The sequence below is a fragment of the Paenibacillus sp. J23TS9 genome, from assembly GCF_018403225.1.
In the GTDB taxonomy this organism is placed as follows: Bacteria; Bacillota; Bacilli; order Paenibacillales; family Paenibacillaceae; genus Paenibacillus_AQ.
This window is the reverse complement of sequence record NZ_BOSG01000001.1, coordinates 852,390-878,048: the sequence shown is the minus strand read 5'-3', so window position 1 is coordinate 878,048 and position 25,659 is coordinate 852,390. Positions and strand designations below refer to the sequence as shown.

The window sequence follows — 25,659 nt, the reverse complement described above, 5'->3', positions numbered from 1 at the left end:
GTTTAAGGAGGTGAGACTACTGATAAATAAAGCATTCGATGTGATCTTTAGTCTCGGCCATAGCTGCCAGGTGGCTTCCCAATTAAGACGTAATCAATTACGAAAAGCTGCCGGTCCGCTGGATTGGTTTAATTTTGCTTCAACGGAGGCGGTATGCAAGGTTTTACGCGGGCGTTTTCAAGGTTTTATGGAACTTGAGCATCTGGAGGTGTACGGAAAGTCAAAGAATTGCTACTACGTGCGGGATCTTCAGACCTCCTGCTTATCCTTTCACGACTTTAACAATGCCCCTGATCAACCTCCGTTATATGATTACGCATGGTTCAAAGAAAAACTGGCCCGGAGAATCACGCGCTTCGTCTCGTATTTATCATCCGATGCCGAAGTTTTGCTGATCAGAACCATATCCAATCCCGCGGATGCACTCCGTTTCTATCATGCGATAACCGACGCCTATGCGAATCCGAATCTGCATTTTCTGTTCGTCATACCCAGTAAGAAATCTTCCATTATACAGCGGATATCCGAGCATGAACGAATCACCATTGTTCAAATTCCTCACGGAAGCACATGGGAGGGCGATGCTGCGGCATGGAAATCCCTGCTTAGTTCCATATCACTCTAATTATTCACAATCTCCGGATTTGCCAGCATGATCTCTTCAGCAATCTTCCAGAGTCTCGGTAAAAAACGCATGACCTCTTCTCCGCGGCGGACAAGATCCTCACTTGAATGAATTCCCAAGTCTGCGATCAATTCCACAAAAAAGGGAGTCAGCTCGCGCTGTATTTCTGCTGAAGCGTCAACTGCTAATATCTGATGGCATCTCGCGTAGGTCGCCACAATCCAAAAGACGGCTTCCCGGTGATTGCCTGCCCGGATTTGTTCCCGACTTCCGTCAATGGCTATCTGCCTCGCTTCAGGAGTGATGTCAGAGCTGAAAAAGAATGCTGTCTTGGCTGCCGCTGCAGCAGCATCAAATGTTTTTTCAAGCCCAGCTAAATGATGCTCTACTTTGTCCGCAGTCCAATCTTCACATCCTAACAATTTAAGCAGCATTGGATAGAACTCTTCGTAACCATATTCCTCCAACACATGACGCGCTGCCAGGTAGCGTAGTCTCACAGTCGGATTGCGGAGCGCAGCGACAAGAAGAACATGTGTCATCACTCCGGTCGGAAACATCCAGGATGTGACCTGCTCATACAAGGGAGCAGAGGGATTCAAGGACTGAATCCCATTTTCTATTTTTTTAAGAGCATTCTCACAACGGAGGCTCACCCATTTTCTCTCCGCAAAATGTCGGGAAACTTTCTTTTGCAGCAAACTTAAGTATTCCGTAGGATCATCAATCAGCGTGTTGATGCGGAAGCTGCCAGCAAGATGATAGGACTGCAGAACATTTTCTGCTGATTCCAGCTGCCGAGAGGATAAATAAGTAATCTCAATTAAAGTATCCCGGTACAACAATTTCCCCAGCTTTGAAGGAGCCGTATCACCGTCCCTGACAACGACAACATCCACATCCGAACCGACAGGCAGCAAGTCTTCATCTGATCGCCCTACGGTAGAACCGCTAAAGTATGCCCCCAAGTAACCTTTATCCGCACTTGCATATGCCATAACCCATTCTGCAGCATGTTTCCGCGCTAATCCGATCTTCATCAACAGTCAGCACCTCCAAAGCAGAATATTCATGAATCACTTCACTTCATTCCATATTAACCCATATTCTTTGATACTCCAGATTCAAGTTGCTTCCCGGTTAATTCCCTTTACTTTATTTTCGTTCATTGCATGGGAAATGCTTGTTTATTTCTCGGGTAATCGCAGGATATCTTTCATTTCGACGTTTTATCCCATTCTTATGTATAAACGAAAGTGATGACTTTATTTATATATAAAAGGATCCTTTATAAATATGGATGCTTTTAGACTGCGCAAAAATAACTCGATTTTAATTTGGGATTATTATAAAATGAAATTGTTAAATGAAACCATGTTTCATTGTTCGAAACCTAATAGGAGGAGGAAGATGTATGGCTTACACTTTCTATGGTCTTGACCATGTTCAACTTGCCGCACCGGAAGGCTGCGAAACAGAGGCTCGGAATTTTTTCAATAACCTATTGGGTTGGACGGAGATTCCAAAACCTGAAGCCCTAAAAAAACGTGGTGGGGTTTGGTTCCAATGCGGTACTCATCAAGTACATATTGGAGTACAAAAGGATTTTGTTCCCGCTGTAAAAGCCCACCCAGCATTTCATGTACAGAACTTGGATGAATTGCGCGAACAACTGCAGCACAACAATATTCCAATAATTGATGATGAAGCAAGGACTCCCGAAGGAATAAGACGATTCTATGTAAACGATCCCTTTGGAAATCGACTTGAGTTTTTAGAATGGCTATCCTCATAAGTAAAGTTCAATTCCTCTGATCTAATGTCGTTTCTAAGACAGACTTAAAAAAAGAGTTATAAATAAAAGACGCTGACAAATATCATCTTCACCAGATGATCGACAGCGCCAAAGAAACCAAGTATTCGTTTCATGTGATTAAGGATTCTCCTGATAAGCAGGAAACACCTGATTTCTGGGCCGCATGTAACTAAATTCGAGCGTTTCGCGTGTCGAGAAGAAAAAGCCGCCAGAATCCTTGTTAATCTTCTCATCCATCCAAGCTGCGGAGTGTCCCGGTTGCCCCCCTGCTTCGTAATATAAGGAGCTCTGAATTTCAGGGCTTGCCACATATTCTGCAAACTCCGCTGCCAAGGGGATATGGTCAGATTTGGCTGATACTGCGATTCCGACACCACCCAGCAAAGCGTGCTCAGGTTTCCGTGTCATCGATGGGATATCGGCAAAACGGAGTCTATGGCCATGACTGGCGGCCCTGGAATAATTGGAATATCCGAATGCCAAAGGAACATAATTTCTTCTGCAATCCTTGCGTTCGTGTCCTTCTCAGTCTCCCCATTATTCAAATTTCATTTCAATAATATATAGCATCGGCTTGATACCTAGTTTGTGAACTGTATCTCCGTTTCGTGATTCCCAGGTGCAGCGAATTCCAGCAGCTTCTTTCCTTCTTCGCGAAGCCCATTCATCTCTCGTGAAGTTAGCGATTGAAAGGGCTCAATCATCAGCTTCGTACTATTTTTGGTCTGGTCAAGCTTCCATAATCCCCCCACAAATCCATCGATCAAAATGGTTGAGCGGATGATCCCATTGATCGTAAATACCTTTTTACGATCAGCCTCTTCCATAATCCGTGAACGGTCCGAATGGGAGAGGAGAATATTATCGAACTCTCCCAAAAAGCGCGGAGAACAGGGTGTATCAGGTGAAGGTCTCGGAGCGTCCGGAAGATCAAACAGCTCAGTACCCATTTCGTCCATAAAGATTGCCAGCTGCGGCCGCAGTCTTTCCACCACATCTTTCAACCTGGTTAGTCCGGACCACACCTGCATATCCTTAATTGAAGCCGGACCAAAGGCAGCCAAGTATCGAAGAACCAAGGCGTTTAGATCCGTGCAGGCCTGCAATGTTCTGCCAAGCCATGCTTCGGCAGTTGTATATGCAGCTTGCCCTCTTCTACCCCACAGTCCGCGAGGCGGTATTTGAACCAGAGGGATCATATTCCGTATAACCATTGCCAGTGCTTCAGGGTCACGTCCTCCCCAATGCTCACTCAGCCTTATCCCTAATTCATTCAGTGTTAAAGGCTGTGATTCTACCAATGCACGGCCGGCTGATGCAATTTCTTGCAGATTTAAATCCGTGAGTTTTTTTCCATAATTACCCTTAAACCCACGATCCAGTACAGGTTGGAACAATGGCCTCCAGTTCAGACAGTCCTGCGCAGATACCAGATGAATGGTGGATCGCATCAGAGCAATACGTACGGCTTGTCTGTCTTCAATTAATCCTGTTAATTCTTCATGACCAAAACCTTCAATCCGCGTCCATAAGGCAAAATATACCGGGTTCGGAGCCTGTGCTTGTAATCCTGCAAGCTTGTCTATGACCTCCAGCGCCGGCAGGTGGACTCGGCTCATAAGCATCTGTCTGGCCAACAGTGCACGGTTCAAGGCCCGCTTTGTCATGATCTCTGGCGTTTTTCCGTAAATACCAGCATGGCTTAGATTACCGGTCATACTCTGTCTCCTTTAACAACATCAATTATTTACAATATACGTTTTATCAAAGCTCGGAGCAATAAAACTTCATGAAATATACGATTAAAATCCCCCTGTCTTCTTTAACAATAGAATGAGCCGGGAGAATATCTCCCGGCTCATAACCAAACTAAAATATCTAATGCTCTTTTAAACGTTGTAATGCCATATATACGCCGCCCATGGATGCATCGCTTTTGGGCGTAATACATTCCATTTCAGGATAGCGTCCGATCAGCAATTCCCTGAATTTCGATTGCACAAAGGTATTCTTGAGCAGCACGCTGCCTGCCATCGCCAGGCTATTCTTCTGAAGGGAAAGAGTTTCCGCGACAGGAATGACCAGCTGAAATAGCGACAAAGCACTCTTTTCCGCAATACTCAAGGCTGCCGGATCACCTGCCGCGCAGGCCTCGGAGAGTATCGGAGCAATCGCTGCAATGTCTTTTTTATTGGTGCGCTTATCATACACGAAACCGATGATTTCCTGAACGGAACTGATCGCAAGCTTTTGATACACCATATCGGTGATGATCGTCCGTGGTATACGGCCATCCTGTGCTTGAACCAGTGCGGATAACAGATCACGGCCGATGCTGTATCCGCTTCCTTCATCATCAATCAGATGCCCATAACCTCCGACACGGTGGGTTAAGCCGGCTTCGTTCTTCCCAAGTCCAATGGACCCTGTGCCTGCGATCAGAATCATTCCGTATGGTCTCCGGTGGGCTCCTACCAATGCCGTTTCATGATCACCCGTAATATGCAGACCGCCGTGATATCCATGCAGTCTGACTTGAGACGTCATTTTACTCACAACGTTTGGATTGCTTACGCCGGCAGCTCCAATACATACTTCCGCACAATGCTCGATTCCTCCGCAAATCTGTGCAATGGTTTCAACAATTTCCTTTAAGCTTGCGCCGACACTTACTTCATCCTGGCCGTTATAGTTAATGGCCCCGGAAGTAAACGTCTTTACCACCACGCCATACTCGTCAGCGACGGTTACCGCCGTTTTCGTACCCCCGCCATCCAGACCGGCTACAAATTTCACTGATGCCATCACATCCTTGCTCTCTGAACTTAAATCATTGGTACATATTCATTGCGAAGGCTAAGCTTACCTGTTGGCACTGCTTCTCCGCCAAGAATTCGAATAACAGAACGGATCGCCATAGATGTATATTCAAATGCTGCCAGACCGTAAATATCGCCTTCAAGCATTTCCAGATCATATGGCTTGCCAAGCGCTACAGCAGTCACCTGATGTCCCGCACGGGACAATCGATTCACAAGCTCCACCTGTCCTGTGTGATCGCATCCATTATACAGGCCAACAACCACTTTGGAGTAGCCTTTTACTTGTTCTACAATTCGGATTTGTTCCTGTTCATCCGGATTGAAGTCTGTCATCAAATGCTGTATTCCCAGCAAAGCTCCTGCTTCAGCCGGAAATGACAGTTCTGTGCTGGTGAGGCTCGATGCCTGGTCCGGGCGGTATGGCAAACTGCCGATGATGATCGTGTCCAAGTCATTCCGCTGAACCGTATCCAGCTGTCCGCTGACATGGCAAATGCTTTCAAGACTGATAGCCTCGGCTGCTCGCTGATTCACTTCATTTTCCGCATCAGACAGATCACCATGAACCACTTGTCCGTACTTCGCTCTGTAAAACAGCACCTTTGCCACGGCTTCATCAACAATGGCAATCGGCAGTTCTCCGGATTCCACAGCCTGTTCTATCCGCTCCACTGCATCCATCACGAGCTGACCGGAATGACTGATAAACAGCAGGTGAACACCGGCTTTGAGTGCTCCGACTGCTCCTTCCGCGGTACCGTAAAACTCCTGAATCGCGTTCATTTCAAGGCAGTCGGAAATGACAAGACCTTGGTAGCCCATTTTATCCTTGAGCAGGTCGGTTATAATCGTTCTGGACATCGTAGCCGGAACCTGATTTTTTTCAATTGAAGGGTACAGGATATGCGCACTGGTCAAGCATTCCGCTCCGCTGTCGATCGCAGCCTGGAAAGGCTTAAGCTCAAGCTCGGCAAGTGCTTCCAGCGATTTGTCGATGGAGGGAAGCCCTAAATGTGAATCCACAGCCGTGTCCCCATGTCCCGGAAAATGCTTGATTGCAGCGAGTACGCCTCCCTCTTGCAGGCCACGCATCATTTGGAGTCCGTATTCCGTCACAATCTCTGCAGTATCTCCGTAAGAACGTACGTTAATTACCGGATTCTTCTTATTGTTGTTGATATCCAGCACCGGTGCCAGATTGAAATTAATGCCTAGCGCCAGCATTTCACGGGCAGTAATCCGTCCTGCGGCATACGCATTTTCGGGACGGCCTGTCGAAGCAGTCGCCATGGCACCCGGCACATTAACGGCTTCCTTCGGAAGACGTGTCACGCGGCCGCCCTCCTGGTCGATGGAGATTAAAGCCGGATGGCCCGTATGTTCAGTGATCTTCGCCTGAAGGTCGGTACACAGGGATCTCACCTGTTCTTTGTCCTTCACATTATGTGCGAACAAAATGATATTCCCGATTTTATAATCGGCTATCAGACGCTGCGTCTGCTCATCGATGTCAAGGCCGGGAAAGCCTGCAACAATCAACTGGCCGACTTTTTCTCGTAATGTTAATTCTTTCATCTTGATATCGGCTCCTTCATATTCGTTCATATTATTTAATACAAATGATACTGCGCCTTCAGCTTGGCGAACTCGCGGCTTTCTTCACGGAACTGCTCAAGCAGGACAGGAATATCAATGTTCTCATTCCGATACATGTTGTCGCCGCCCAAAAGATCGATAAATGGTCTTGAATTTTCTTTCAGAGGGGGCAGGAACGAGAATTCCTCGTAGTTATTCTTGATCGTAAACAGGAGCTTCACACCGGTCTCGAGTGGCTGAACCGCCCGCGTATCCGTAATATGAATCTGCACGCCGCTGCACTGCTCTCCCTGAAACTTGGAGAAGGATGGCTTGAAGTATACAGGACGGAAGATCACTCCTGGATGCTGCTGGCCGTTCATCTCATCCGCCAACTTCTCAGCATGGATAAAGGGCGCACCAATCATTTCAAACGGAGCGGTTGTACCACGCCCTTCCGACATATTCGTGCCTTCGAACAAACAGGTGCCTGGATAAATGAGCGCTGTTTCAAAACGCGGTATTCCCAGGGATGGCATAATCCACTGACGGTCCGTTTCAGGAAAGAGCATCTTGCGATCCCAGCCTTGACAACGGACAACATGAAGCTTGGCATTCCATCCCGTCTGTTCATTGGCCATCATTGCCACTTCGCCCGCAGTCAGCCCGTAACGAACAGCCAGCGGGTAATTGCCCACGAAGGATTCATATCCTGGCTTCAGAATATTTCCTTCCACAGTCACGCCATCGAGCGGATTGATCCGATCGAGGATAACAATCTCCTTGCCTGCCTTCGTGCAGTCTTCCAAGGTATAGAGCATCGTATATATGAACGTATAATAGCGGGTACCAACATCCTGGATATCGTAAACCACCATATCCACTTCATCGAGCATTTCTTGGCCCAGTCGTTTGGAATCCTTACGATACAAGCTGTACACAGGTACACCCGTTATCGGATCGGTATAGTTTTCGACCATCGCTCCTGCAGCCTGATCTCCCCGTACACCGTGCTCCGGCGAAAAGAGTGCGGCCAGATGAAAATTTTCATGAAGAATTTGTATCGTGGACACATATTCCTTATTCAGGCCCGTTGGTGAAGTAATCAGTCCGAGCTTCTTTCCCTTGAACAAATGGGCTGCTTCCATCATTGTATCAATTCCGTTTAGAATCATCGCTGCTTCCCCCCATATCAGATATAAGTCATTTATTAAAAAATGACTGCCGCAATATCCATTGCTGCAGTCATTCTTCTGTTTCATTAAACTACAACAGATCGCTTTTCAGTACACGTTTGGTTTCTTCCGGAATCATGAAGGTTTCGGCATATTCTTTACGTGCTTCAATGCCGCGTACTCTGGCAAGATGTTTATAGTACTCCAGGTAAGGGAAGGATTTGCTGTTGGTAACGAACCAATGCTGCTCGGTTGCTTTCACCCACAAATCAAAGGCTTCCTTGGAGAAGTCCACATATACATATGGCTTGTATTCAACAGCATCTTCCCAGTTTTCCGCATAATACAGTCTGGATGCGAAATGTGCAGGCAACTCTCTTTCGAATGAAGCCAGTCCAGCGAAGAAACGCGCATCATTAACGATATGATGTGTTGTCGCATGGTCCTTGTGCATACTGTTCTTCCAGTGGGTGATGATCACATTCGGCTTCACTTGACGGATCACATCACATACGCGCAGACGCATATCCTCCGTGTCCTTCAGTTCGCCATCCGGGATATCAAAAACGATGGATTCGCCGCCCAGCATATCAGCAAATGCTTTGGCTTCGTTAACCTTTTGCGCACGATACTCCGCCATGTCTTGGCCTGCAGGCACTCCACGTTCACCTGCCGTAAGTGCGAGTGTTACGATTTTATCCCCTTTTAAGGAGTGGCTGGCCAGTACGCCCCCTGCTGTCAGTTCTGCATCTCCTACATGTCCGCCAATCGCCAAAATCGTCAATTTCTGTTCGCTCATTATGAAAACTCCCTTCTCATGATTGAAAATTGCCTTACGGTTTGGAAGCCTGCTTTTTCATAAATCCGGATCGCCGGATTGGAACTGCCTGTGTAGAGTGACATATAATCGGTTCCTATAGTCTTAAACGCTTCACAAAGCTTGAAGAAAAGGATCGTACCGAGTCCGTGTCCTTCATGTTCCGGATGTACCCCGATACCGGCAAAATAGCCGCGGCCATTCTCTTGACGGATAACCGGTCCGGCGAAGCCGACAACCTGGTTCCCATGTGCCGCGATAACAACCGGTACGCCTTCTGACGTACATCTGCCGATTTCTTTTTCCCATAACGGATTATTCAGTCCTTGAAGCATTTCAGCAACGCTTTGATGCTTGCTTGCATCAAACAATTCTACGTTATAACCGCCGGCAGCAGCTTTATCTTCTTTGCCGCGGATTTCCTCCGGCATTGAAAACTGCTCAAGGTTCAGATACATGGCACATTCCTTGGCCCGTTCCACATATCCCTCACTTTGCAAAAATGAATACAACCTGCTGTCCACTGGTACCCCTGGTGCATTGTTGTGTTCATGCTGTGGCGTATTCGGTATGTACCACGGCAGCATCATCGGATTGAAGAAAAGGACATCCGACTGTTTTTTCCCAAGCTCCCGAAATCGGGCTTCAATCGCACTTAGGAGAAGCTTGTAATTATCATCCGTTTGGCTCCCGTCCGCAAGCACGATGCAGGTAATGTACCCGGCCACCTGTCCAAGCGGCAGATCGTCTCCGGTACATCCACAGGCAAAGCCTGTTACCTGTTCCTCTTCAAACAGGACAAACGTGTTTTTTTGATCAAAATAAGGGCTTGAAACAAATATCTGCTGAAAGCTTTGCTTCGTAAGTTCCTTGTATCCATCCTTAACGGCTTCCTTGTTCCATAAATCGATTACCGCCTGCATATACGTCTCTTCCCAGGTGTTAATCATGATCAGCGGCACCTCCGTCCTTTGTCAGGATTAGTAGCTTATTTTCCCCATGATGATGGGCCTTGCAGCTCCCGTTACATTCGGAAGATTGTTCGGCTGCTGTTTCATCGTATAATCGGCAAGCAGTGCAAAAGCAACCGCTTCCTTCGCATCACTGCTCTGACCGATTTCCTCTTGTGTCATCACCTGAACACCCATCGGTTCCATTTCTTGCCGCAGAAATTCGATCATAACCGGATTATAGCTTCCGCCGCCGCCTACAAGCAGGACATCCGCCGGATCATGTTCACGTACATAACGGCGGTACGCATCACCAATCGACCATGCGGTCAGCATGGTGACGGTAGCCACCACATCTTCTGCTATCATGTTCTGCTGTTTGGCATATGCCAGCAGCCAATCTATATAAGCTGAGCCGAATTGCTCCCTACCGGTCGATTTCGGAAGCGGCTGCGTATAATAAGGCTCCTGTGTAAGGAGGTTCAGCAGTCCTTCATGAATTCTCCCTTTGCGGGCAATGGCCCCTCCAGTATCCATCGTTTGTTGTCCCGGATACAGACGCTCAACGACCCCGTCGATGATCATGTTTCCCGGTCCGGTATCAAAAGCATATACCTGCTCCTGTGTACATCCGGCAGGTATTACCGTCATATTCCCGATGCCGCCGATATTTTGCAGTAGCAGGGTCCGGTGAGCCTCTCTGTATAACAGATATTCCGTAAACGGAACGAGCGGCGCACCCTGTCCTCCAACTGCCATGTCTGCCGGGCGGAAATCGGATACGCACGGAATCCCTGTCCGTGCAGCGATAACCGATCCTTCGCCAATCTGCACTGTATAATGAATCTCATACCCATGCAGCTTCGTGGCTTCCGGCGCATGATAAATCGTCTGGCCATGCGAACCGATGACGGCGATATCAGCGTTTGTTAGTCCCGCTGCCGTGATGACGGATAATGAAGCTTCCGCATACAGCTCGCCAAGTAATACATTCATGCTTCCGATCTTATTGACTGTTGCCTTAAGCGGATCAAACAGTGTAAAAATATCCTCTCTGACGGCCGCCGGGAAAGGCGTGTTTTCAAATCCGATCAATTTGACCGACATTTTTCCGTCAGGACAATCCGTGATTTGAACCACGGCTGCGTCTATTCCATCCACTGAAGTGCCGGACATGAGTCCTACGGCATAGCGGCTTGAATGCGTATCAAAGGTTTCGCGTCCCATATTAGCCCTTCACCGCGCCTACGGTAACACCCTCGAGGAAGTATTTTTGCAGGCTGAAGAACAATATGAACATTGGCAGTGCGGAAATCGTTGCACCTGCCATCATTGGCGCAAATAAAGTCGTATTCGCAAACTTGAAGCTCTTTAGTCCGACCTGGATTGTCTGCATATCCATGGAGTTCGTTACCAGAAGCGGCCAAAAGAACGTATTCCAGTTGTCCATAAATGTAAGAATCGCCATTACCGCTAGTACGGTTTTGGATAAAGGCATAATGATGCGGAAATAAATTTGGAACTGGTTACAGCCTTCAATTTTTGCACACTCCAGAATCTCGTTCGGAATGCTGCTCATAAACTGCTTGGCAAGAAAGATGTTATAAACTGTAACAAGACCCGGCAAAATCAAAGCGGTATACGTGTTTTGAATATGGAAGACGTTTACGATCAGGATGTACAGAGGAACCTGTGTTACCTGATAAGGGATCATCATGGCGACCAGCATCACTGAGAAAGTAATGGCTCTGCCTTTAAATTTGATTTTCGAGAAAGCATACCCTGCCATACTGGCGAACACCACGTTAGTCACCATAACTGAGGATGCCACAATCAGGGAGTTCAGCAGCCAGCGCCAAGTGTATGAATTGAATTGAAAGAAGAACTTGTAAGATTCAAGCGAGAAGCTGCTCGGAAATAATTTGTAATCCATGGCCCCGGCTGCAACGGGTTCACCAAAGGAAGAAATAATCATAAAGTAGATTGGGAAAATCGTTGCCACAGCAAACAGCAGAAGCACGGTGAAAAGAGCCGTATTTCTGATGTTTCTGGTAGCTGGTTTCCCAGCATGCGCGTTGTAAAGAGCCATAATTGCTGTATCTCCCTTCCTTTAATATTCCACGTCTTTGCCCAGGAATTTGAATTGGATTACCGAAATACCAGCGATAATTGCGGCCAGAATCAGAGACTGTGCTGCTGCCTTGCCGAATTCGAAGTATTTAAATGCGTTATTGAAAATGAGTAAACCTACCATCGTTGTTGCATTATCTGGTCCGCCGCCAGTCATCAGATACGCATTTTGGAATACCTGGAACGAACCGATCACGCCTGTAACAAGCAAGAATAAGGTTGTTGGTTTCAAACAAGGAACAACAATGTACCACAGCTTTTGGAAGAAGTTCGCTCCATCCAGCTCGGCTGCTTCATAGTAGCTGCCATCAATGCCAAGCAAAGCTGCAAGGTAAATAATGATGCTCGTGCCATGACTGGACAACCAAGCCATCAAAACGAGCGAAAACATCGCATAAGTGCTGGATCCAAGCCAGTTGTGGGTGCCCATACCGAAGAATGCAGTAATCTTGTTGAAAATACCCTCTGGCATCGGATCGTAGATCCACAGCCAAACAACGGATAGAGCCACGCCTGAAGCGACCGCAGGAAGATAATATACTGCTTTAAATGCAGTTTGCATTCTTTTCTTAAACGGCAAGATCAGGATCGATACTGCAAAAGATAAGAAAAGCGATACCGGAACAGTCAACAAGGTATAAATAATGGTGTTTATAACAGCCTTCCAGAACAGAGAGTCCTTGAAGGTTTCTGTATAGTTTTCAAATCCGATAAACTTGGAACCTAACGGCTTATACTCTTGAAAGCTGATAATCAAGGCACTGACAACCGGGTATGCGGTAAACATCACAAAAATCAGGAGAGCTGCAGCAATAAAAGCATATCCCCACGCTGCATCACTATTGATCTTCCGCCGTTTGATCGGTTTAGCATATTCTGTCATATCTGCGAAACCCCTTTCATACTAACGTATCACAGGCATTGGAGGAAAAACCGTATGGAAATCCATACGGTTTCCGATGTATTCTCTCTAGTCTTTTACAACGCCGTCTTCACCGAAGGCCGATACCGCTGCGGATTTCACAGCTTCGTACATCGTTTCTGGCGTTATTTCGCCTGCGATAAGTGCTTGGAGCTTAGGAACAATCACTTCGTCCTCAAGCTTGATGGCTTTCGCGCCGAGGTCCGTAGGAATGTCCGGACGGGCAGGAACCGCTGTCTTAAGCATCACTTCAACGGCAGCTTTGTTGTCCGCATCACGGTCAACCGTCATGCTTTCCGCTGCTTTTCTGCTGCTCTCTGTAATTTGAGCAACGAAGAGCTCATTGTTGGTTGTAGCTGCGTTTGCTCCGCTGGACAAGAAGTTAGCTGCTTTAACGACGTTAGCCTTGTGGGCAGCCGTAGGTTCTTTCGTGCCGCGGAATGTTACGTAACCGTCAACGGCAACGCTTGCTTGTGCTTGTGCACCAGCGAAAGCAGGAACCGGAAGTACTACGTAATCGACAGGGATGGAACCTTTAACCGCGCTTGCGTCTTTGTTTTGCAGCTTCTCGTTGTTCAGCTTCGCGGATCTTTCGAAGCCTGCGAGACCTTTACCTGTGATCATCGTTTGACCTGTCAGGAACATATTCCAACGCTTACCTGCATCAATGGAGCTGAGTTCTTTCGGCATGGAGCCGTCCTCGATCATCACGCGGATGTCTTTCAGCACTTCAAGGAAATTCTTGCTTGTGTAAGCGTATTTCAGATCTTTGTCAAAAGCTGCCGGCATGCCGGCGCTCTTCACCAGGATCCCGAGGTAGTCTTTGGAAGTTACGCCCGCTGTAGCAAATACAAAACCGTAACGGGATGTTTTACCGTTTTCAGAGACAACGCCTTTTTTGATGGCTTCACGGAACTCGTCGAAGGTCCATCCTTCTTTTTGCACCTTTTTGTAGTCGATGCCGGCTTTTTCCATGAACTCTTTGTTACCGCCGATGGCATGTGCTTCCATGTAAGCCGGGAAGCCGTAAAGACCTTTGCCGTTCTTCATATACTCGAGTGGAGCCGGGTCATAATCTTTGATCATTTCATCTGTTACCGTATCCGAGATATCCATGACCATACCTGAATCTACATATTTCGAAATTCCGTCAGACCCTATAAATGCGATATCCGGCGGGCTGCCCGCGTTTACTTGCGTGTCCAGCTTTTGCGTCATGTCTTCCCAGCTTGCAGGTTCAATTTTGAGCGTCAGGTTCGGATATTTTGCGTTGAAATCTTTCGACATTTGATCGAAATTGTTTTGGAAGTTCGCGGACACCGGTGGAAGCAGGGCCGTGATGGTGTCTTTCGCATTCGGATCATCTGCATTGGATGATTTAGCGTCGTCTTTACTTCCGCAAGCGGACAATGTTGTCAGAGCCATGCTGAGTGCAAAGACAGATGCCAATACTCGCATTTTCTTTTTCATGAAAAATGGCCTCCTAGAAAATATAAATGTAATTTTAGACTACATGATTAAAGCCTTTTATTGCTTTCTTCAAACTGCCTTCGGCTTGATTGAGCGCTTGCTCCGCAGCCCCTGCCTCCAACCCGGTTTTGATCATCATGATAGCCAGCTTGCAATTCATGGAAGCGCTTTCTAAATGGGCGGAAGCTGTAGCGTCATCGACGCCCGTTGCCGACTTGATAATGCGAATGGAACGATCCCTCAGCTTGATGTTACTCGCTTTCAAGTCAACCATTAGATTGTCATATGTCTTCCCAAGCTTAACCATAGTACAAGTGCTAAGCATATTCAAAACCAATTTCTGGGCAGAGCCTGCTTTCAGCCTTGTTGAACCCATAATAACCTCAGGCCCGACTACCGGCGCAATACAGATATCACAGACTTTCTCTAATTTAGATGGCTTGTTGTTCACGACGCCGATCGTTGCAGCTCCAATTTCCCGGGCTCTTCGAAGTCCCGCAATCACGAATGCCGCGCTTCCGCTCGCCGTAATACCGATAACAGCATCTTTGTCTGTAACCCCGCATTGCTCGATTAATGCGACCCCCTCCTCTTCGCTATCCTCGCAACCTTCCACAGCCAGTCTCAGCGCTCCATCGCCTCCGGCAATATGACCTTGCACTCTTGAAGGATCAATGCCGAATGTCGGCGGACATTCAGATGCGTCCAGAACACCCAATCTGCCCGAGGTTCCAGCCCCTATATAAAACATTCTGCCGCCATTCTTAAGCACATGATGCAGTACATCAACCGCTTTCGAAATCTGCGGGATTTCCGCTGCCACAGCGGCTGGAACCTTGGCATCTTGTTCGTTCATGAGACGAAGCATTTCTTCTGTGGTGCATTCATCGATCATCCGAGTCTGCTCATTGATCTCTTCCGTTGTCAGCCCCGCCAGATACTCATCCATTGCGATCCTCCTATCCATTTTTTTAATTTATGGGAAGTCGCAAATCCTAAAGACGGATTAAGGCACAATATGTAGTTTTTTTATATGTGGTCCTACTACATGATGTGTATCAAAACCGCACTTTTGATATTTGCCAAATCCTCTTCTTGATTTCAATATTAACGAGAAATTTCATTTTGGTCAACAGTTTTTGAAATATTATTTTATTATAAAATAAACTATTGTTTTTTAATTTTAGTTTTTACAACAAAAAAAGACATCGTACGCCACGAGGCTTCGATGTCTTACCTAAGATTAGCGATGCTTGCTGGCAATAATATTATGCGTCTTGGTCAGGTATTTCTTCACATTCTTGTATTCCGCACTCGCCACACCGGCAAATAAAATATCGATGATCGTAAGCATGGCGATGCGCGAACCCATTGCACCGCTGCGGATGGTCACCTCAGGAGTCGAGATATTCAAAACGATATTGGCCTTATCCGCGAGTTCACTTTTATTATACTTAGTGATGGCGATGATGGTCGCTCCACTTTTCTTGGTGATCTCCAGCGATTCCAGAATTTCAATGGTATTGCCGGAATTGGAGATAAATACTGCAACATCCCCCTTGTCCAGAAGCGTAGCTGCGGTTAACTGGCTGTGTCCATCGGTATAGGTGTGGCACATTTTGTTGATGCGCGAAAATTTCTGCTCCGCATCAATGCCAACAAGTCCTGAAGCTCCGATGCCGAAGAAGACAATACGGTTGCTCTGCCGGAGTACCTGAACAGCACGGTCTACTTCATTTTTATCGATGACACTTAGCGTGTCTTCAATCGATTTGATATTGTTTCTTGACGTATTTGAAATGATAACGGACAGATCGTCTCCGGGCTGAATGTCAGTATAAGAATCCTTCTGCTCTTCCATGGAGCCAAGAGATGCCGAAATACTGACAATAAAACTTCGATAACCCGAATAACCCATTGTTTTGCAGAAGCGCAGCACAGATGCGTCGCTGGTCTTCGTAAGCTGGGCAAGACTTTTAATAGAGAGATGCGGAATTTCCTCCAGGTTCTGCAGTACATACTCCGCAACCATTTTTTCGACAGGGGTTAAGCTGTCTTTCATTTCACGAATTTTAATTAGAATATTATCATGGATCGACATATGTATTACCTACTCACTCACAGTTTAATAGAAGCTCTTTTTTCATCATAATAGTTAATTTTCCGGAAAACAAGAATAACAACTAAATGATAGGAATATTAACAATATTATGCATATAAAATTTAATTTCAAAAATAATCCATCAATATAAAATTTTAATTCTATTTTATATTACAGAAGATCAAAATGCAATGAACCTTACACGATGCGTCTGTTCGTTTCTAGGATTTCACCCGAAAATGTTACAGGTAACTTCGTAGAAATGTGAAATTCAATGAATTTGTAAATATGTGAATTCTTTCAGTAAAGCGCATACAAGTTTAGATTAGCAAAAGCTATACTCCCACCTCCGACTTTCCTCCATACTTTCTAGCTTGTTTTATTTCTGCAAAGTCTTACTCTTGTATCATAACTAAAAATCTGCCCGGAATCTATCATCAGTATGGTTCACAACAGCTTGTACGTTCATTCGGGGCATCTGCCGTTACCATTTGTCCATTTCAGTCATATGATGACTTTATCATGGAAGGGGTGATGGGGTGGAAGCGTATTACAACTGTAGACAGTGTATGAACCGGAAGGTGCGTATTTTAACCAGAGACGGCAAGATACATGAAGGAAAAATCGTGAACGTAGACAGAAATAACGTATATCTGGAAACAGAGCGAAGAGGAAATGTCACAACCTCAGCTTTTGGTCCTTATGGCGGTTTTGGATATGGCAACCCGATCTTAACCTTAAGCCTGTTTACACTGCTCGCGATTGCGTTAATCTAATTGATTTCCTCTCCTCTGCAAGAGGAGATTTTTTTATGAATAGAAAAAACACGAAGCACAGCTTTCATGCGCCTCGTGTTGTCTGATAGAAGTTAACCCCAGATCTCATGAGCAGTCTCAACGACAAGCCCAAGCTTGTTCCATTGATCCTGATCGGTTACCGTATTCCCCTCTTCTGTAGACGAGAAGCCGCACTGAGGACTGATGCAAAGCTGATCCAGTTTTACATATTCAGCAGCTTCCTGAACACGCCGCTTCAAATCATCCTTGTTCTCAAGCTCACCGGTTTTGGTTGTGACCAGCCCCAGCACTACGCATTGATCCTTGATATGGCGGAGCGGTTTGAAATCACCCGAACGGTCGCTGTCATATTCAAGGAAGAAGCCGTCCACGTTCACCCGCGAGAAAAGCTCCTTCGCAATCGGCTCATAACCACCATCATACAACCAGGAGGATTTAAAGTTGCCGCGGCAGATGTGGATGGTAATCGCCATATCTGCTGGCTTTTGCGCCACGGCATCAATGGTAATATCTGCGAACTGTTTCACCAATTGATCCGGATCAAAGCCCTTTGCCTTAATTTTCTCTCTGAAGTCATCGCTGAACAATGCTCCCCAGCTAGTATCATCGAGTTGAAGGTAGCGGCAGCCTGCATCGTAAAATGCCTGAATCGCAACGCGGTATACTTGCACAATATCTTTTGCCACATCCTCAAGTGCTGCGTAAGAAGGGTTGTCCGCATATTTTTGGCTGTTAATCACGCCGGAATAGAAAATCATATTGGGACCTGGAATCGTAAATTTCGCCACATGGTCACCCGCTGCGCTTTTCAAAAATTTAAAATCCTCCAAAAACGGATGGTCCGCCGGGAAGCCCAGCTTCGATGCGACTGTATAGCCTTTGGCCTTGCTCATCGCCCCATGGAACAATCCGGTAGCACTCAGATCGAATACCTCGATGCCTTCTAAAGCTTCAATGAAATCAAGATGCCACCATGTACGTCTGAATTCTCCATCCGTCACTGCGGTAAGACCGACAGCCTTCTGCTTCTCCACCAGCTTGATGATCTCTGCATTCTCAATGGAACGCAGCTCTTCCTTCGAGATCAGACCTTTATGGTATTTGGTTCTAGCCTCTTTCAAAGCCTTCGGCCGCAGGAAGCTGCCCACCTGGTCCGCCCGGAATGGGGGCGCAATTCTGTTTGAAATTTTTGTTATCGGGTTCATTGGCCTTCTCTCCTTTTCTATATACAGCAAACAAATGATTTCTATTGATTATCCTACTTCTCCACGCGGTTAACAAGAGAAAAACAAATATATATCCTTAGTGTGTACCCCTAACTCAAACAAAAGGCAGCCGGGAGGCTGCCTTTCTTCTAAATTTATATGATTATATAAAAGACACCGGCTGCCCCGTTTTGGCAGACTCATTCGCGGCGAGCGTGACTTCCAGCGTACGCAGCGCCTCTCTGTACGGAGCCAGGATCAAGCTGCGATCCCCGGTTTCCACTGCACGGATAAAAGCATCATCCTGCGCCTGATAAAAATCACCTTTGCCTCGCAGGATCGTGGTTTGTTCAGGCTCCAGAATCGTCAGATCCATGCCTTCCAGCGTTAATCTGAAATTCCGCCCCAACACTTCCAGAGATGATCGGCCATCCGGCTGCGGGAAAAATCCGGTATCAATATGTCCGAGTGCACCCGATTCAAACACCATATTGACCGAAGCAGCATCCGGTGTTGTAATACCGGGAACGTCACGGCACAGTTGAAGCGCCATATCTGCAGATACTTTGCGTACGTCACCGGCCAGATACAACATCATATCCACATTATGTGTTGTTTGCTCGACAAGCTGACCTCCGGATTTGGCATGATCCACCCACCAAACATTCGGGGGAAGACCTCCAAAACGGTATGCCCGGACCATGGCAATCTCTTTCCCCTCCAAGTACTTCTTGGCACGCTGCACAGACTCCATATATCTCAAACAATAGCCCGAACCGGTAATAATGCCGGATTGGTCCAGGATGTCCGCTTTCTTTCTTACTTCCTCCATGTCCAGACCAAGCGGCTTCTCCACCAAAAGATGAATCCCGCGCTCTGCTGCTTTTTCTTCCATATCCCCATGGGCAAAGGGAGGAACACATAAAAACAATGCATCCAGTTTTTCCTTTTCCAGCATTTCGTCAAAATTGGTGTATGCCGTTCCCCCATACTGCTGGACTGCCTTTTCCGCGGCTCCAGGTGCAACATCACAGATTGCTGTGAGTTCTGCGTGATCATTTTGATGGATATGCTTCATATGCTCTGCTGCAATGATTCCCGCTCCAACCATTCCAATTCTAATCATGTACCTATCTCCTCCATTTCTATACTAGTGCGGATTTTTCCCCATAATAACATCCAAATGGCGGGATGTATCAAAGATCAACTGATCCGGAAAGCTGCTGTACGGGTCGAGCTCGGCTGTCAGACTATCACGGTATTGAATATCGCTGAGTGCTAATCGGACATTCAACCAATCCACATCACCGGACAGAAGTGGTACGAAGCCATGATAATTACCGACCTGCACCCGAAAGTCTTTGACGTGAATTTTACGTATACGGCCTCCAAGCGTGCGGATCCAGTGCTCCGGTTTGCCAAAAGCCAGTGTATTCCCCACGTCAAAGTAGGCACCCACATGACGGGATTCAAATTGATCGATATAACGGGCCATTTCGAGTGGGCTCCACAGGAATTTGTTCCATACGTTTTCGATGGCAATGCTCACCCCGCTGCCGTCTATATCATCAATCAGCGGCTGCAAAGCCATTTGCGACCGTTCCCATACTTGCTCATAGGTCACATCCGTTTCAATCCGCCCAGGAACGACGAGGATTGTGTCCACCTCAAGCTCAAGTGCCAGCTCAATTTGCTTGCGGACCGAATCTACGCCTTGCGCTCTAGTCTCTTTATCAGGAGAACTGAGCGGATAACGTCCCAGCATTTCGGTAGACAAGCTGCTGATGGATAGACCGTAGCTGCGCACAAGACGTCCTATGGCCTTTGCCTCGTCCGGCGTAGTATCCATTGTCAATCCAATTCCACCGGAAGCATACAAATTCAGCTCAATCGTCTCAAAGCCTGCTGCCGCGCTTGTACGCAGTAATTTACCCATTGGGGTTCCTGCCGGAAAGCACCATTGATTAATTCCCTTTTTCATCTTCATCCTCCTTCATTCAGCCTGAATTTCGCATCAAATGGATAAGTGCAAAGCCCCCTAAAGGGCTTTGCACTTACACATGTTATTTTAAGTTCGCTGACCACTTTTCGGCGCGCTGCTGCAGATCATCCAGGAATTTCTGAATATCCGGCGCACTGCCCGTTGCCGCTTTACTGATAAAACCGTTAACGGCAGGCACAATGTCACTCATATAGAACGGATTTGCTTCATCCATCAGCTCCGAGTGTCCTACTTCCGCAATTTCCAGCGCTTTTTTAACATATTTGTCATCAGCCGACACGAAATCGGCATTTTTCAGCGTTGGTGTTTGAGCAAAGTTATCATACATATATTTTTGAGTCATCGGACTTGTCAGGAATTTCAATACTTCCCAGGATGCTTTTACGTCTTTGGCTTTTTTCGCCATAATGAACGGGTCTACAGCTACCCAGCCTTCGCCGTTGGGTCCCATATTCAGAACAGGCTCAAAACGGTCCAGAAGATCCTTATTCTTCTTACTTTGATATTCATTCATCGTTGCACCGCCTGTGGAATCAAGTGCGATAGCAATATTATTCTTCTCCAGACCAAAGTTTTCGCCGCCTTGTGCGTTCACGAAACCGGCAGGAGGCAGCTTCGATGCTTCCTTCAGCCATTCCATGACTTTCACCATCTCAGGTGTGTTCAGCTGCCACTTGATGCTTTTCACATCTTTAAGGCTGCCTTCTGCCCCTTTTGCACCAAAGGCAAGTGTCAACGCAACAAATGTAGATCCGTTCAGTGAGTTGCCGCTCCAGTATAGCCCGTAATTGTCTTCACCGGTCTTCGGATTTTTACCTGTCATTTTCTTGCCCTTTTCGAGCAGCTCTGCCGGAGTCGCTTTTGCGGTTAATGGCTCAACTCCCCAGTCTTCAAAGAGCTTTTTATCATAAATCGTCATTCTGCGGCCAAGGGCTACCGGAATACCAAACTGCTTGGTTCCGTCCGGTGATTTGGTGCTGTAGGAATTGTTCATAATGCCTGCCAGATAAATGCTTGGATCGAAGCTTGTGTCCTCCTTGATGAGATCATCGAGGTCACGCAGCAGTCCCTCTTGATACCATTGGGAAGCAAATGCACCGCCTGTATACATGACATCAGCATCTCCGGAGAGCAGCATAGCTGATTGCTTTGCCTTGACGTTCTCCCATGGAATTTGATACAGCTCGAGTTTGATATTCGGATACATTTTATAAAAGGTTTGATCCAGATATTCGTTAAGCCCAATCGTCGGATTACCTGTCTGAGCATTAAGCCCGTTATCCAGCTGCCACCCTGCCAAAGCTACCCGTACCGTTCCTTTCATATCAGAAACCTTCTTGATTTCTACCCCGCCCGTCACATCCGAGTCCGAACCACCCGAGCAAGCCGCTAGCGACAAGACGAGTACGCAGGACAATACCAGTAATAATAGCTTTTTCATGAATCTTCCGTTCCCCCTTTGTTAATCAAACTTGGAATACAGTACATTTGAAGTCTGTCATCCCGCTGATTCGAGGCGCTGCTTACTGCTTGATTCCCGATAATGCAATGCTTTCAATAATGTAACGCTGCAGGAACATATATACGACAACGACCGGGATCAGACTCACCGTCGTAGCAGCCATAATGATGGAAGGCTGTTTGTCGATACCATTGTTGTACGTAAACATCGCGAGACCGATCTGAATGGTATACTTGGTCGCCTTTTTAAGGATAAGCAGCGGCCACAGCATGTCGTTCCATACGCCGAGAAACAGCAGGATGATCATCGTCGCGATAATCGGTGTGCAGAGCGGCAGATACACCCGGCTGAAAACAGATACTTCCTTGGCCCCATCCAGAATGGCAGCCTCCCGAAGCGTGGTAGGAAGCTGGTCGAAGAAGGCCTTTGCCAGGAATGTTCCGAATGCATAATTGAGAGCTGGAAGATAAAATGCCAGATAATTGTCCACGAGACCGAGCTTGCTGAACAAAAGATATTGGGGAATCATGGTCATTTCAAACGGAATCATCATTGTGCTCAAGGCCAGCAGCAGCACAATATTTGCCCCTTTAAACCGGAGCTTTGACAATGCATAACCAGACAGCAACGCCGATAGCGCACTGATAATAATGACTCCCGCGCTGACCATGATGGAATTGGTAATATACCGGAACATTTTAATGCTCGTAAAAGCTGCTTCGAAGGTCCTAACAGACGGTTCTTCTGGCCAAAGCCTTGGCGGGAAATTAATATGAAGCCGGGCTGCCCAGTCGAAGCTCGTTACAAGCATCCATAGAAACGGAACGATCATGACGAACGATCCCAGAAAAAGAACGATGGTTAGAATCCATTGATTCAGGGATATTTTCTTGCGGCGATGTGTAATTTTTGCATCCACGGTGTTCATCACACTGACCTCCTAACTCAGGTTGGATCTGCTAACAATGCTGCATGGATTAATCGAGGCTGTCCTTTCGCCGGTTCAGCAGCATCAGGAATGCGGTGAGTATAAATATGATGATGAACAGCAGGTAAGAGGCCGCCGTCGCCATACCCATTTGTGAAGCAAGGAAGGCATTCCGGTAAATATACAGCACGACGGTCATTAAGCTGCCACCCGGATTCCCCGCCGTCCCGCCAATAAGCCATACATCTGTAAACCGCTTCATTGCCCCGATGGTACCCATAATGAGCATGAATACGAAAATGGGGCGCAGATAGGGAATCGTAATATAAAACCATTTGCGATAAGTCCCGGCTCCATCCACCTCTGCGGCTTCATACAGATCACGCGGAACACTCTGCAGACCGGCGAGGAAAATGATCGTGTTGTAGCCAAGAGCCCCCCATAAGCTCATAAGGACTATGCTGTACCTGGAAATTTGGGGATTGGTGAACCATCCCACAGGATCGATGCCGAATATTCCGATGACGAAATTGAGCAGCCCTTCCTTCGAGGGGAAAAACAAAAATGAGAATAGCAGCGTAGTCGCAACACCCGACACGACATTCGGCAGAAAAAACACGGCTTTGAAAAAGTTTTTACCCGTACTCCAATTCAGGTTGTTGATCAGACTCGCCAGTACAAAAGACAATATGATTCCGAGCAGAACGGACCAAATTCCAATAAAAAACGTATTTGTAAGCGCTTGCCAAAATAAAGCATCCTGTACCACATAGTTGTAATTGCTGAACCCCACCCATTTTCCACCAACAGATAATCCCGAGGTTTGATGAAAGCTCATGATCAATGCGGCAATCATCGGGTAAATAGCAAATGCCAATACCCCAATGATTAATGGCGCACTGAAAAGATATCCCATCCAGTCGTTTCGGGTAAATCGCTTCTTCCGCTTGTTTGAGGTCTCCGGAAATGTATCCGTTTTCATATTTGCGTTTAATGACAAGCAGTTCTCCTCCTTCCGATGGCAGCGTCTTATTCAGAAGATAACGTCAGGATCATGGTGAAGCATTTTTTAAATATGTATGTGCCCCTGTTTGGATTATGTGCTCTTTTTTTATTTTTGAAGTACAAGCTAAAATTTATAGAAAAAAGAGAGCCTCTCGGGCTCTCTTCCTCATGCTAATGATTCGGTTTATCATGGTTTACTGCAAGAGTGATGATCATGACGACAAGTGTTAACAGAGCAATCAGCTGGTCGATTGTCAACCCGTCCGCCTCCCCTGAACCCAGGATGGCTCTACGGACGGCTTCTTACTCCCATGAAATGCCGACTTACGTTTCCCCGTTATATACCTATTCGCGCAGGCGGAGGGTTATTCGTCCTTTTGCCCCAAAAATGTTTTGACTTTGCCGATGTATGTTTTTTTATCGGTATAAGACTGATACAGCCGGTTGACGACGACAGAGGAATCTCCGAAGAAAAAACGCTCATAAAGCGTCTGACGGCCTCCAAAGCCGCTTGTGCTAAGGTCCCACGCCAATCGGAATAACGCTGTTTTCGACATGGAATCCACATCGCTACCCCGGAGATACTTATTCAGATCCGCTTTCGGCTCACCACTAAAATCCAGCTCCGATGGAAGCATGATGATACCGCTGCCGCCAAGAAGCTGAATGATCTCCATCATTCTCGGATACACTTTCGGAAAAATGACGTTTGCTGTCCATAATGGTCTCCGATCAGGCAGCATGCTCCCGAAACGGTCGATGGCTGCACCGGCCTCCGAGGCGATCAGCAGAGACTTCAGGGTCTCCAATTGTACGATCACTTCAGATACCTTTTCGATGGTCGCAGGATAAGTGGCCCGATCGAGCGTTTCGGCCATGTATAGAATTACACCCAGCGTAAACTCCATCTTCGCAATATATCGGCACAGTACCTGGTGACCGCAATGTACATGAAAGCCGCTCTCCGAAAACAACCGCATCGATAAATGGTCGCTGCCAAGAATAAACACACGATCCCAAGGCACGAGGACATGATCGAAAAGAACGAGGGTGTCCATCTCATCAAAACGGGAGCTGAGAGGGTAATCGAATGCGGAATCTCCACCAACCAGGCTTTCCCGGCATATCCACCTTATACCCGGCAGATTGTTTGGTACTGCAAACGCAAAGGTCCTCGGACTATCCTCCTCTGGCAAATAAGAGGAAGCCGGAGGATAAACCAGAATTTCATCCGTGGTCACGCCCTGTGTTGCCAGTAAAAATGCACCCTCCACGATGATTCCTTCCTCATTCTCTTCAATGACCCTCGCAGCGCATGTTTCGATGCTCCCGTCTTCCAACAATTCGTCGAATCGGCTGGCATGCGGCTGGACAAAGGCGTGTGAAAGAGAAATATCGTTTTCACGGCAAAATTCATAGTATTTCCGCATATTGTCCGCGAACCGCGGTTCTTTCTCACCAAGTATTTCCGATGCCGTATAGAAAGCCATCAGCCCCGTGTTCATATAATCCGGTGACCGTCCAAGCAAACCATGATGTTTTTCTCCCCAGAGCATCATCATCCGTCTGCGTTTCTCCAGATCTTCCCGAGTCTTGGGCTGCATAAATGATAGACCGACCGGATCTCCGGTGGTTGGTGAAGCATAGGTCATACGTTCTTGAAAATCGGGATGGCTCTGCATATCATACAGTTCCGCCTGAGTGGACATGAGTCCCCGAAAAGCAGAATGATCCGAGAGCCTCCCGTCGATATGTTCTCCACGAAACCACACGCTCGGTTTGGCATGATTGATTCGGTCCAAGAACTGCTTTCCGTTTTTTGCCGGCACAGGCGAGGCCCCCTTTGAATGAATAGTT

The 25,659-nt window shown here is 46.9% G+C and carries 24 protein-coding genes; 3 read left to right on the top strand and 21 right to left on the bottom strand.

Annotation, left to right across the window (positions count from 1 at the left end; genetic code table 11):
- The first annotated feature begins 10 nt into the window (after nucleotides 1–10).
- Nucleotides 11–625 carry a DUF1796 family putative cysteine peptidase gene (locus KJS65_RS04425; protein WP_244864374.1) on the top strand — a complete coding sequence of 205 codons (615 nt, stop codon included), beginning with the start codon at nucleotides 11–13 and terminating at the stop codon, nucleotides 623–625.
- On the opposite strand, the gene KJS65_RS04420 is transcribed toward KJS65_RS04425, so the two are convergent.
- Entirely contained in the window at nucleotides 622–1,665 is a 1,044-nt protein-coding gene (locus KJS65_RS04420; RefSeq protein ID WP_213648742.1) for a hypothetical protein, read from the bottom strand. The two genes, KJS65_RS04425 and KJS65_RS04420, sit on opposite strands and share 4 nt — an antisense overlap.
- A gap of 374 nt (nucleotides 1,666–2,039) precedes the next feature.
- On the opposite strand from KJS65_RS04420, the gene KJS65_RS04415 reads away from it, so the two are divergent.
- A complete protein-coding gene (locus KJS65_RS04415; protein WP_213648741.1) occupies nucleotides 2,040–2,420 on the top strand; it encodes a VOC family protein in 381 nt (126 codons plus the stop codon).
- Between the two features lie 138 nt (nucleotides 2,421–2,558).
- Here KJS65_RS04415 and KJS65_RS04410 read toward each other — a convergent pair whose 3' ends face one another.
- From KJS65_RS04410 to KJS65_RS04350, 13 genes are all read right to left on the bottom strand, one after another.
- Entirely contained in the window at nucleotides 2,559–2,924 is a 366-nt protein-coding gene (locus KJS65_RS04410; RefSeq protein WP_213648740.1) for a type 2 periplasmic-binding domain-containing protein, read from the bottom strand.
- A gap of 98 nt (nucleotides 2,925–3,022) precedes the next feature.
- Nucleotides 3,023–4,159 (bottom strand): winged helix DNA-binding domain-containing protein, encoded by a 1,137-nt coding sequence (locus KJS65_RS04405; RefSeq protein ID WP_213648739.1) that lies wholly within the window; start codon nucleotides 4,157–4,159, stop codon nucleotides 3,023–3,025.
- Nucleotides 4,160–4,319: 160 nt separating this feature from the next.
- Nucleotides 4,320–5,246 (bottom strand): N-acetylglucosamine kinase, encoded by a 927-nt coding sequence (locus tag KJS65_RS04400; RefSeq protein WP_306432951.1) that lies wholly within the window; start codon nucleotides 5,244–5,246, stop codon nucleotides 4,320–4,322.
- 20 nt (nucleotides 5,247–5,266) lie between these two features.
- Complete coding sequence (locus tag KJS65_RS04395; protein WP_213648738.1) at nucleotides 5,267–6,838, bottom strand: glycoside hydrolase family 3 protein; 1,572 nt, start codon at nucleotides 6,836–6,838, stop codon at nucleotides 5,267–5,269.
- 35 nt (nucleotides 6,839–6,873) lie between these two features.
- Nucleotides 6,874–8,013, bottom strand: coding sequence for an exo-beta-N-acetylmuramidase NamZ family protein (locus tag KJS65_RS04390; RefSeq protein WP_213648737.1), 1,140 nt, complete (start codon nucleotides 8,011–8,013; stop codon nucleotides 6,874–6,876).
- A gap of 91 nt (nucleotides 8,014–8,104) precedes the next feature.
- On the bottom strand, nucleotides 8,105–8,812 hold the full coding sequence (locus tag KJS65_RS04385; protein WP_213648736.1) for a PIG-L deacetylase family protein: 708 nt from the start codon (nucleotides 8,810–8,812) through the stop codon (nucleotides 8,105–8,107).
- Nucleotides 8,812–9,780, bottom strand: a complete 969-nt coding sequence (locus KJS65_RS04380) for a GNAT family N-acetyltransferase (RefSeq protein WP_213648735.1) — start codon at nucleotides 9,778–9,780, stop codon at nucleotides 8,812–8,814. The genes KJS65_RS04385 and KJS65_RS04380 overlap by 1 nt, the downstream gene beginning before the upstream one ends.
- A 30-nt stretch (nucleotides 9,781–9,810) precedes the next feature.
- Nucleotides 9,811–11,007, bottom strand: coding sequence for an anhydro-N-acetylmuramic acid kinase (locus KJS65_RS04375; protein WP_213648734.1), 1,197 nt, complete (start codon nucleotides 11,005–11,007; stop codon nucleotides 9,811–9,813).
- 1 nt (nucleotide 11,008) lies between these two features.
- Nucleotides 11,009–11,869 carry a carbohydrate ABC transporter permease gene (locus tag KJS65_RS04370; RefSeq protein WP_213648733.1) on the bottom strand — a complete coding sequence of 287 codons (861 nt, stop codon included), beginning with the start codon at nucleotides 11,867–11,869 and terminating at the stop codon, nucleotides 11,009–11,011.
- Between the two features lie 21 nt (nucleotides 11,870–11,890).
- Complete coding sequence (locus tag KJS65_RS04365; protein WP_213648732.1) at nucleotides 11,891–12,793, bottom strand: carbohydrate ABC transporter permease; 903 nt, start codon at nucleotides 12,791–12,793, stop codon at nucleotides 11,891–11,893.
- A gap of 87 nt (nucleotides 12,794–12,880) precedes the next feature.
- Nucleotides 12,881–14,302, bottom strand: coding sequence for an ABC transporter substrate-binding protein (locus KJS65_RS04360; RefSeq protein WP_213648731.1), 1,422 nt, complete (start codon nucleotides 14,300–14,302; stop codon nucleotides 12,881–12,883).
- Between the two features lie 34 nt (nucleotides 14,303–14,336).
- Nucleotides 14,337–15,251, bottom strand: a complete 915-nt coding sequence (murQ, locus tag KJS65_RS04355; protein ID WP_213648730.1) for an N-acetylmuramic acid 6-phosphate etherase — start codon at nucleotides 15,249–15,251, stop codon at nucleotides 14,337–14,339.
- Between the two features lie 294 nt (nucleotides 15,252–15,545).
- Nucleotides 15,546–16,403, bottom strand: coding sequence for a MurR/RpiR family transcriptional regulator (locus tag KJS65_RS04350; RefSeq protein ID WP_213648729.1), 858 nt, complete (start codon nucleotides 16,401–16,403; stop codon nucleotides 15,546–15,548).
- A 539-nt stretch (nucleotides 16,404–16,942) separates the two neighbouring features.
- Here KJS65_RS04350 and KJS65_RS04345 point away from each other — a divergent pair.
- Entirely contained in the window at nucleotides 16,943–17,179 is a 237-nt protein-coding gene (locus KJS65_RS04345) for an LSm family protein (RefSeq protein WP_213648728.1), read from the top strand.
- Between the two features lie 92 nt (nucleotides 17,180–17,271).
- Here the strand turns inward: KJS65_RS04345 and KJS65_RS04340 are convergent, their stop codons facing one another.
- The 7 genes from KJS65_RS04340 to hpaB all read right to left on the bottom strand — a co-directional run bounded on the left by KJS65_RS04340 (nucleotide 17,272) and on the right by hpaB (nucleotide 25,631).
- Nucleotides 17,272–18,405: a 5-methyltetrahydropteroyltriglutamate--homocysteine S-methyltransferase gene (locus KJS65_RS04340; protein WP_213648727.1), complete on the bottom strand. Its 1,134-nt coding sequence runs from the start codon at nucleotides 18,403–18,405 to the stop codon at nucleotides 17,272–17,274.
- A gap of 163 nt (nucleotides 18,406–18,568) precedes the next feature.
- Nucleotides 18,569–19,531 (bottom strand): Gfo/Idh/MocA family protein, encoded by a 963-nt coding sequence (locus KJS65_RS04335; protein WP_213648726.1) that lies wholly within the window; start codon nucleotides 19,529–19,531, stop codon nucleotides 18,569–18,571.
- 24 nt (nucleotides 19,532–19,555) lie between these two features.
- A complete protein-coding gene (locus tag KJS65_RS04330; RefSeq protein ID WP_213648725.1) occupies nucleotides 19,556–20,386 on the bottom strand; it encodes a sugar phosphate isomerase/epimerase family protein in 831 nt (276 codons plus the stop codon).
- Nucleotides 20,387–20,468: 82 nt separating this feature from the next.
- On the bottom strand, nucleotides 20,469–21,848 hold the full coding sequence (locus KJS65_RS04325) for an extracellular solute-binding protein (RefSeq protein WP_136606069.1): 1,380 nt from the start codon (nucleotides 21,846–21,848) through the stop codon (nucleotides 20,469–20,471).
- Between the two features lie 82 nt (nucleotides 21,849–21,930).
- Nucleotides 21,931–22,797 (bottom strand): carbohydrate ABC transporter permease, encoded by an 867-nt coding sequence (locus KJS65_RS04320; RefSeq protein WP_213648724.1) that lies wholly within the window; start codon nucleotides 22,795–22,797, stop codon nucleotides 21,931–21,933.
- Between the two features lie 49 nt (nucleotides 22,798–22,846).
- Nucleotides 22,847–23,779 carry a carbohydrate ABC transporter permease gene (locus tag KJS65_RS04315; protein WP_213650627.1) on the bottom strand — a complete coding sequence of 311 codons (933 nt, stop codon included), beginning with the start codon at nucleotides 23,777–23,779 and terminating at the stop codon, nucleotides 22,847–22,849.
- A 388-nt stretch (nucleotides 23,780–24,167) separates the two neighbouring features.
- Nucleotides 24,168–25,631 carry a 4-hydroxyphenylacetate 3-monooxygenase, oxygenase component gene (gene hpaB / locus KJS65_RS04310; RefSeq protein WP_213648723.1) on the bottom strand — a complete coding sequence of 488 codons (1,464 nt, stop codon included), beginning with the start codon at nucleotides 25,629–25,631 and terminating at the stop codon, nucleotides 24,168–24,170.
- Between the last annotated feature and the right edge of the window lie 28 nt (nucleotides 25,632–25,659).

Coding starts and splice junctions, on each gene's coding strand:
- KJS65_RS04350 (WP_213648729.1), bottom strand. CDS start 16,403: ATGTCGATCCATGATAATATTCTAATTAAAATTCGTGAAATGAAAGAC.
- KJS65_RS04395 (WP_213648738.1), bottom strand. CDS start 6,838: ATGAAAGAATTAACATTACGAGAAAAAGTCGGCCAGTTGATTGTTGCA.
- KJS65_RS04420 (WP_213648742.1), bottom strand. CDS start 1,665: ATGAAGATCGGATTAGCGCGGAAACATGCTGCAGAATGGGTTATGGCA.
- KJS65_RS04325 (WP_136606069.1), bottom strand. CDS start 21,848: ATGAAAAAGCTATTATTACTGGTATTGTCCTGCGTACTCGTCTTGTCG.
- murQ (WP_213648730.1), bottom strand. CDS start 15,251: ATGGATGAGTATCTGGCGGGGCTGACAACGGAAGAGATCAATGAGCAG.
- KJS65_RS04375 (WP_213648734.1), bottom strand. CDS start 11,007: ATGGGACGCGAAACCTTTGATACGCATTCAAGCCGCTATGCCGTAGGA.
- KJS65_RS04315 (WP_213650627.1), bottom strand. CDS start 23,779: ATGAAAACGGATACATTTCCGGAGACCTCAAACAAGCGGAAGAAGCGA.
- KJS65_RS04370 (WP_213648733.1), bottom strand. CDS start 11,869: ATGGCTCTTTACAACGCGCATGCTGGGAAACCAGCTACCAGAAACATC.
- KJS65_RS04320 (WP_213648724.1), bottom strand. CDS start 22,797: ATGAACACCGTGGATGCAAAAATTACACATCGCCGCAAGAAAATATCC.
- KJS65_RS04340 (WP_213648727.1), bottom strand. CDS start 18,405: ATGAACCCGATAACAAAAATTTCAAACAGAATTGCGCCCCCATTCCGG.
- KJS65_RS04380 (WP_213648735.1), bottom strand. CDS start 9,780: ATGATTAACACCTGGGAAGAGACGTATATGCAGGCGGTAATCGATTTA.
- KJS65_RS04335 (WP_213648726.1), bottom strand. CDS start 19,531: ATGATTAGAATTGGAATGGTTGGAGCGGGAATCATTGCAGCAGAGCAT.
- KJS65_RS04405 (WP_213648739.1), bottom strand. CDS start 4,159: ATGACCGGTAATCTAAGCCATGCTGGTATTTACGGAAAAACGCCAGAG.
- KJS65_RS04330 (WP_213648725.1), bottom strand. CDS start 20,386: ATGAAAAAGGGAATTAATCAATGGTGCTTTCCGGCAGGAACCCCAATG.
- KJS65_RS04365 (WP_213648732.1), bottom strand. CDS start 12,793: ATGACAGAATATGCTAAACCGATCAAACGGCGGAAGATCAATAGTGAT.
- KJS65_RS04360 (WP_213648731.1), bottom strand. CDS start 14,302: ATGAAAAAGAAAATGCGAGTATTGGCATCTGTCTTTGCACTCAGCATG.
- KJS65_RS04415 (WP_213648741.1), top strand. CDS start 2,040: ATGGCTTACACTTTCTATGGTCTTGACCATGTTCAACTTGCCGCACCG.
- KJS65_RS04390 (WP_213648737.1), bottom strand. CDS start 8,013: ATGATTCTAAACGGAATTGATACAATGATGGAAGCAGCCCATTTGTTC.
- KJS65_RS04400 (WP_306432951.1), bottom strand. CDS start 5,246: ATGGCATCAGTGAAATTTGTAGCCGGTCTGGATGGCGGGGGTACGAAA.
- KJS65_RS04385 (WP_213648736.1), bottom strand. CDS start 8,812: ATGAGCGAACAGAAATTGACGATTTTGGCGATTGGCGGACATGTAGGA.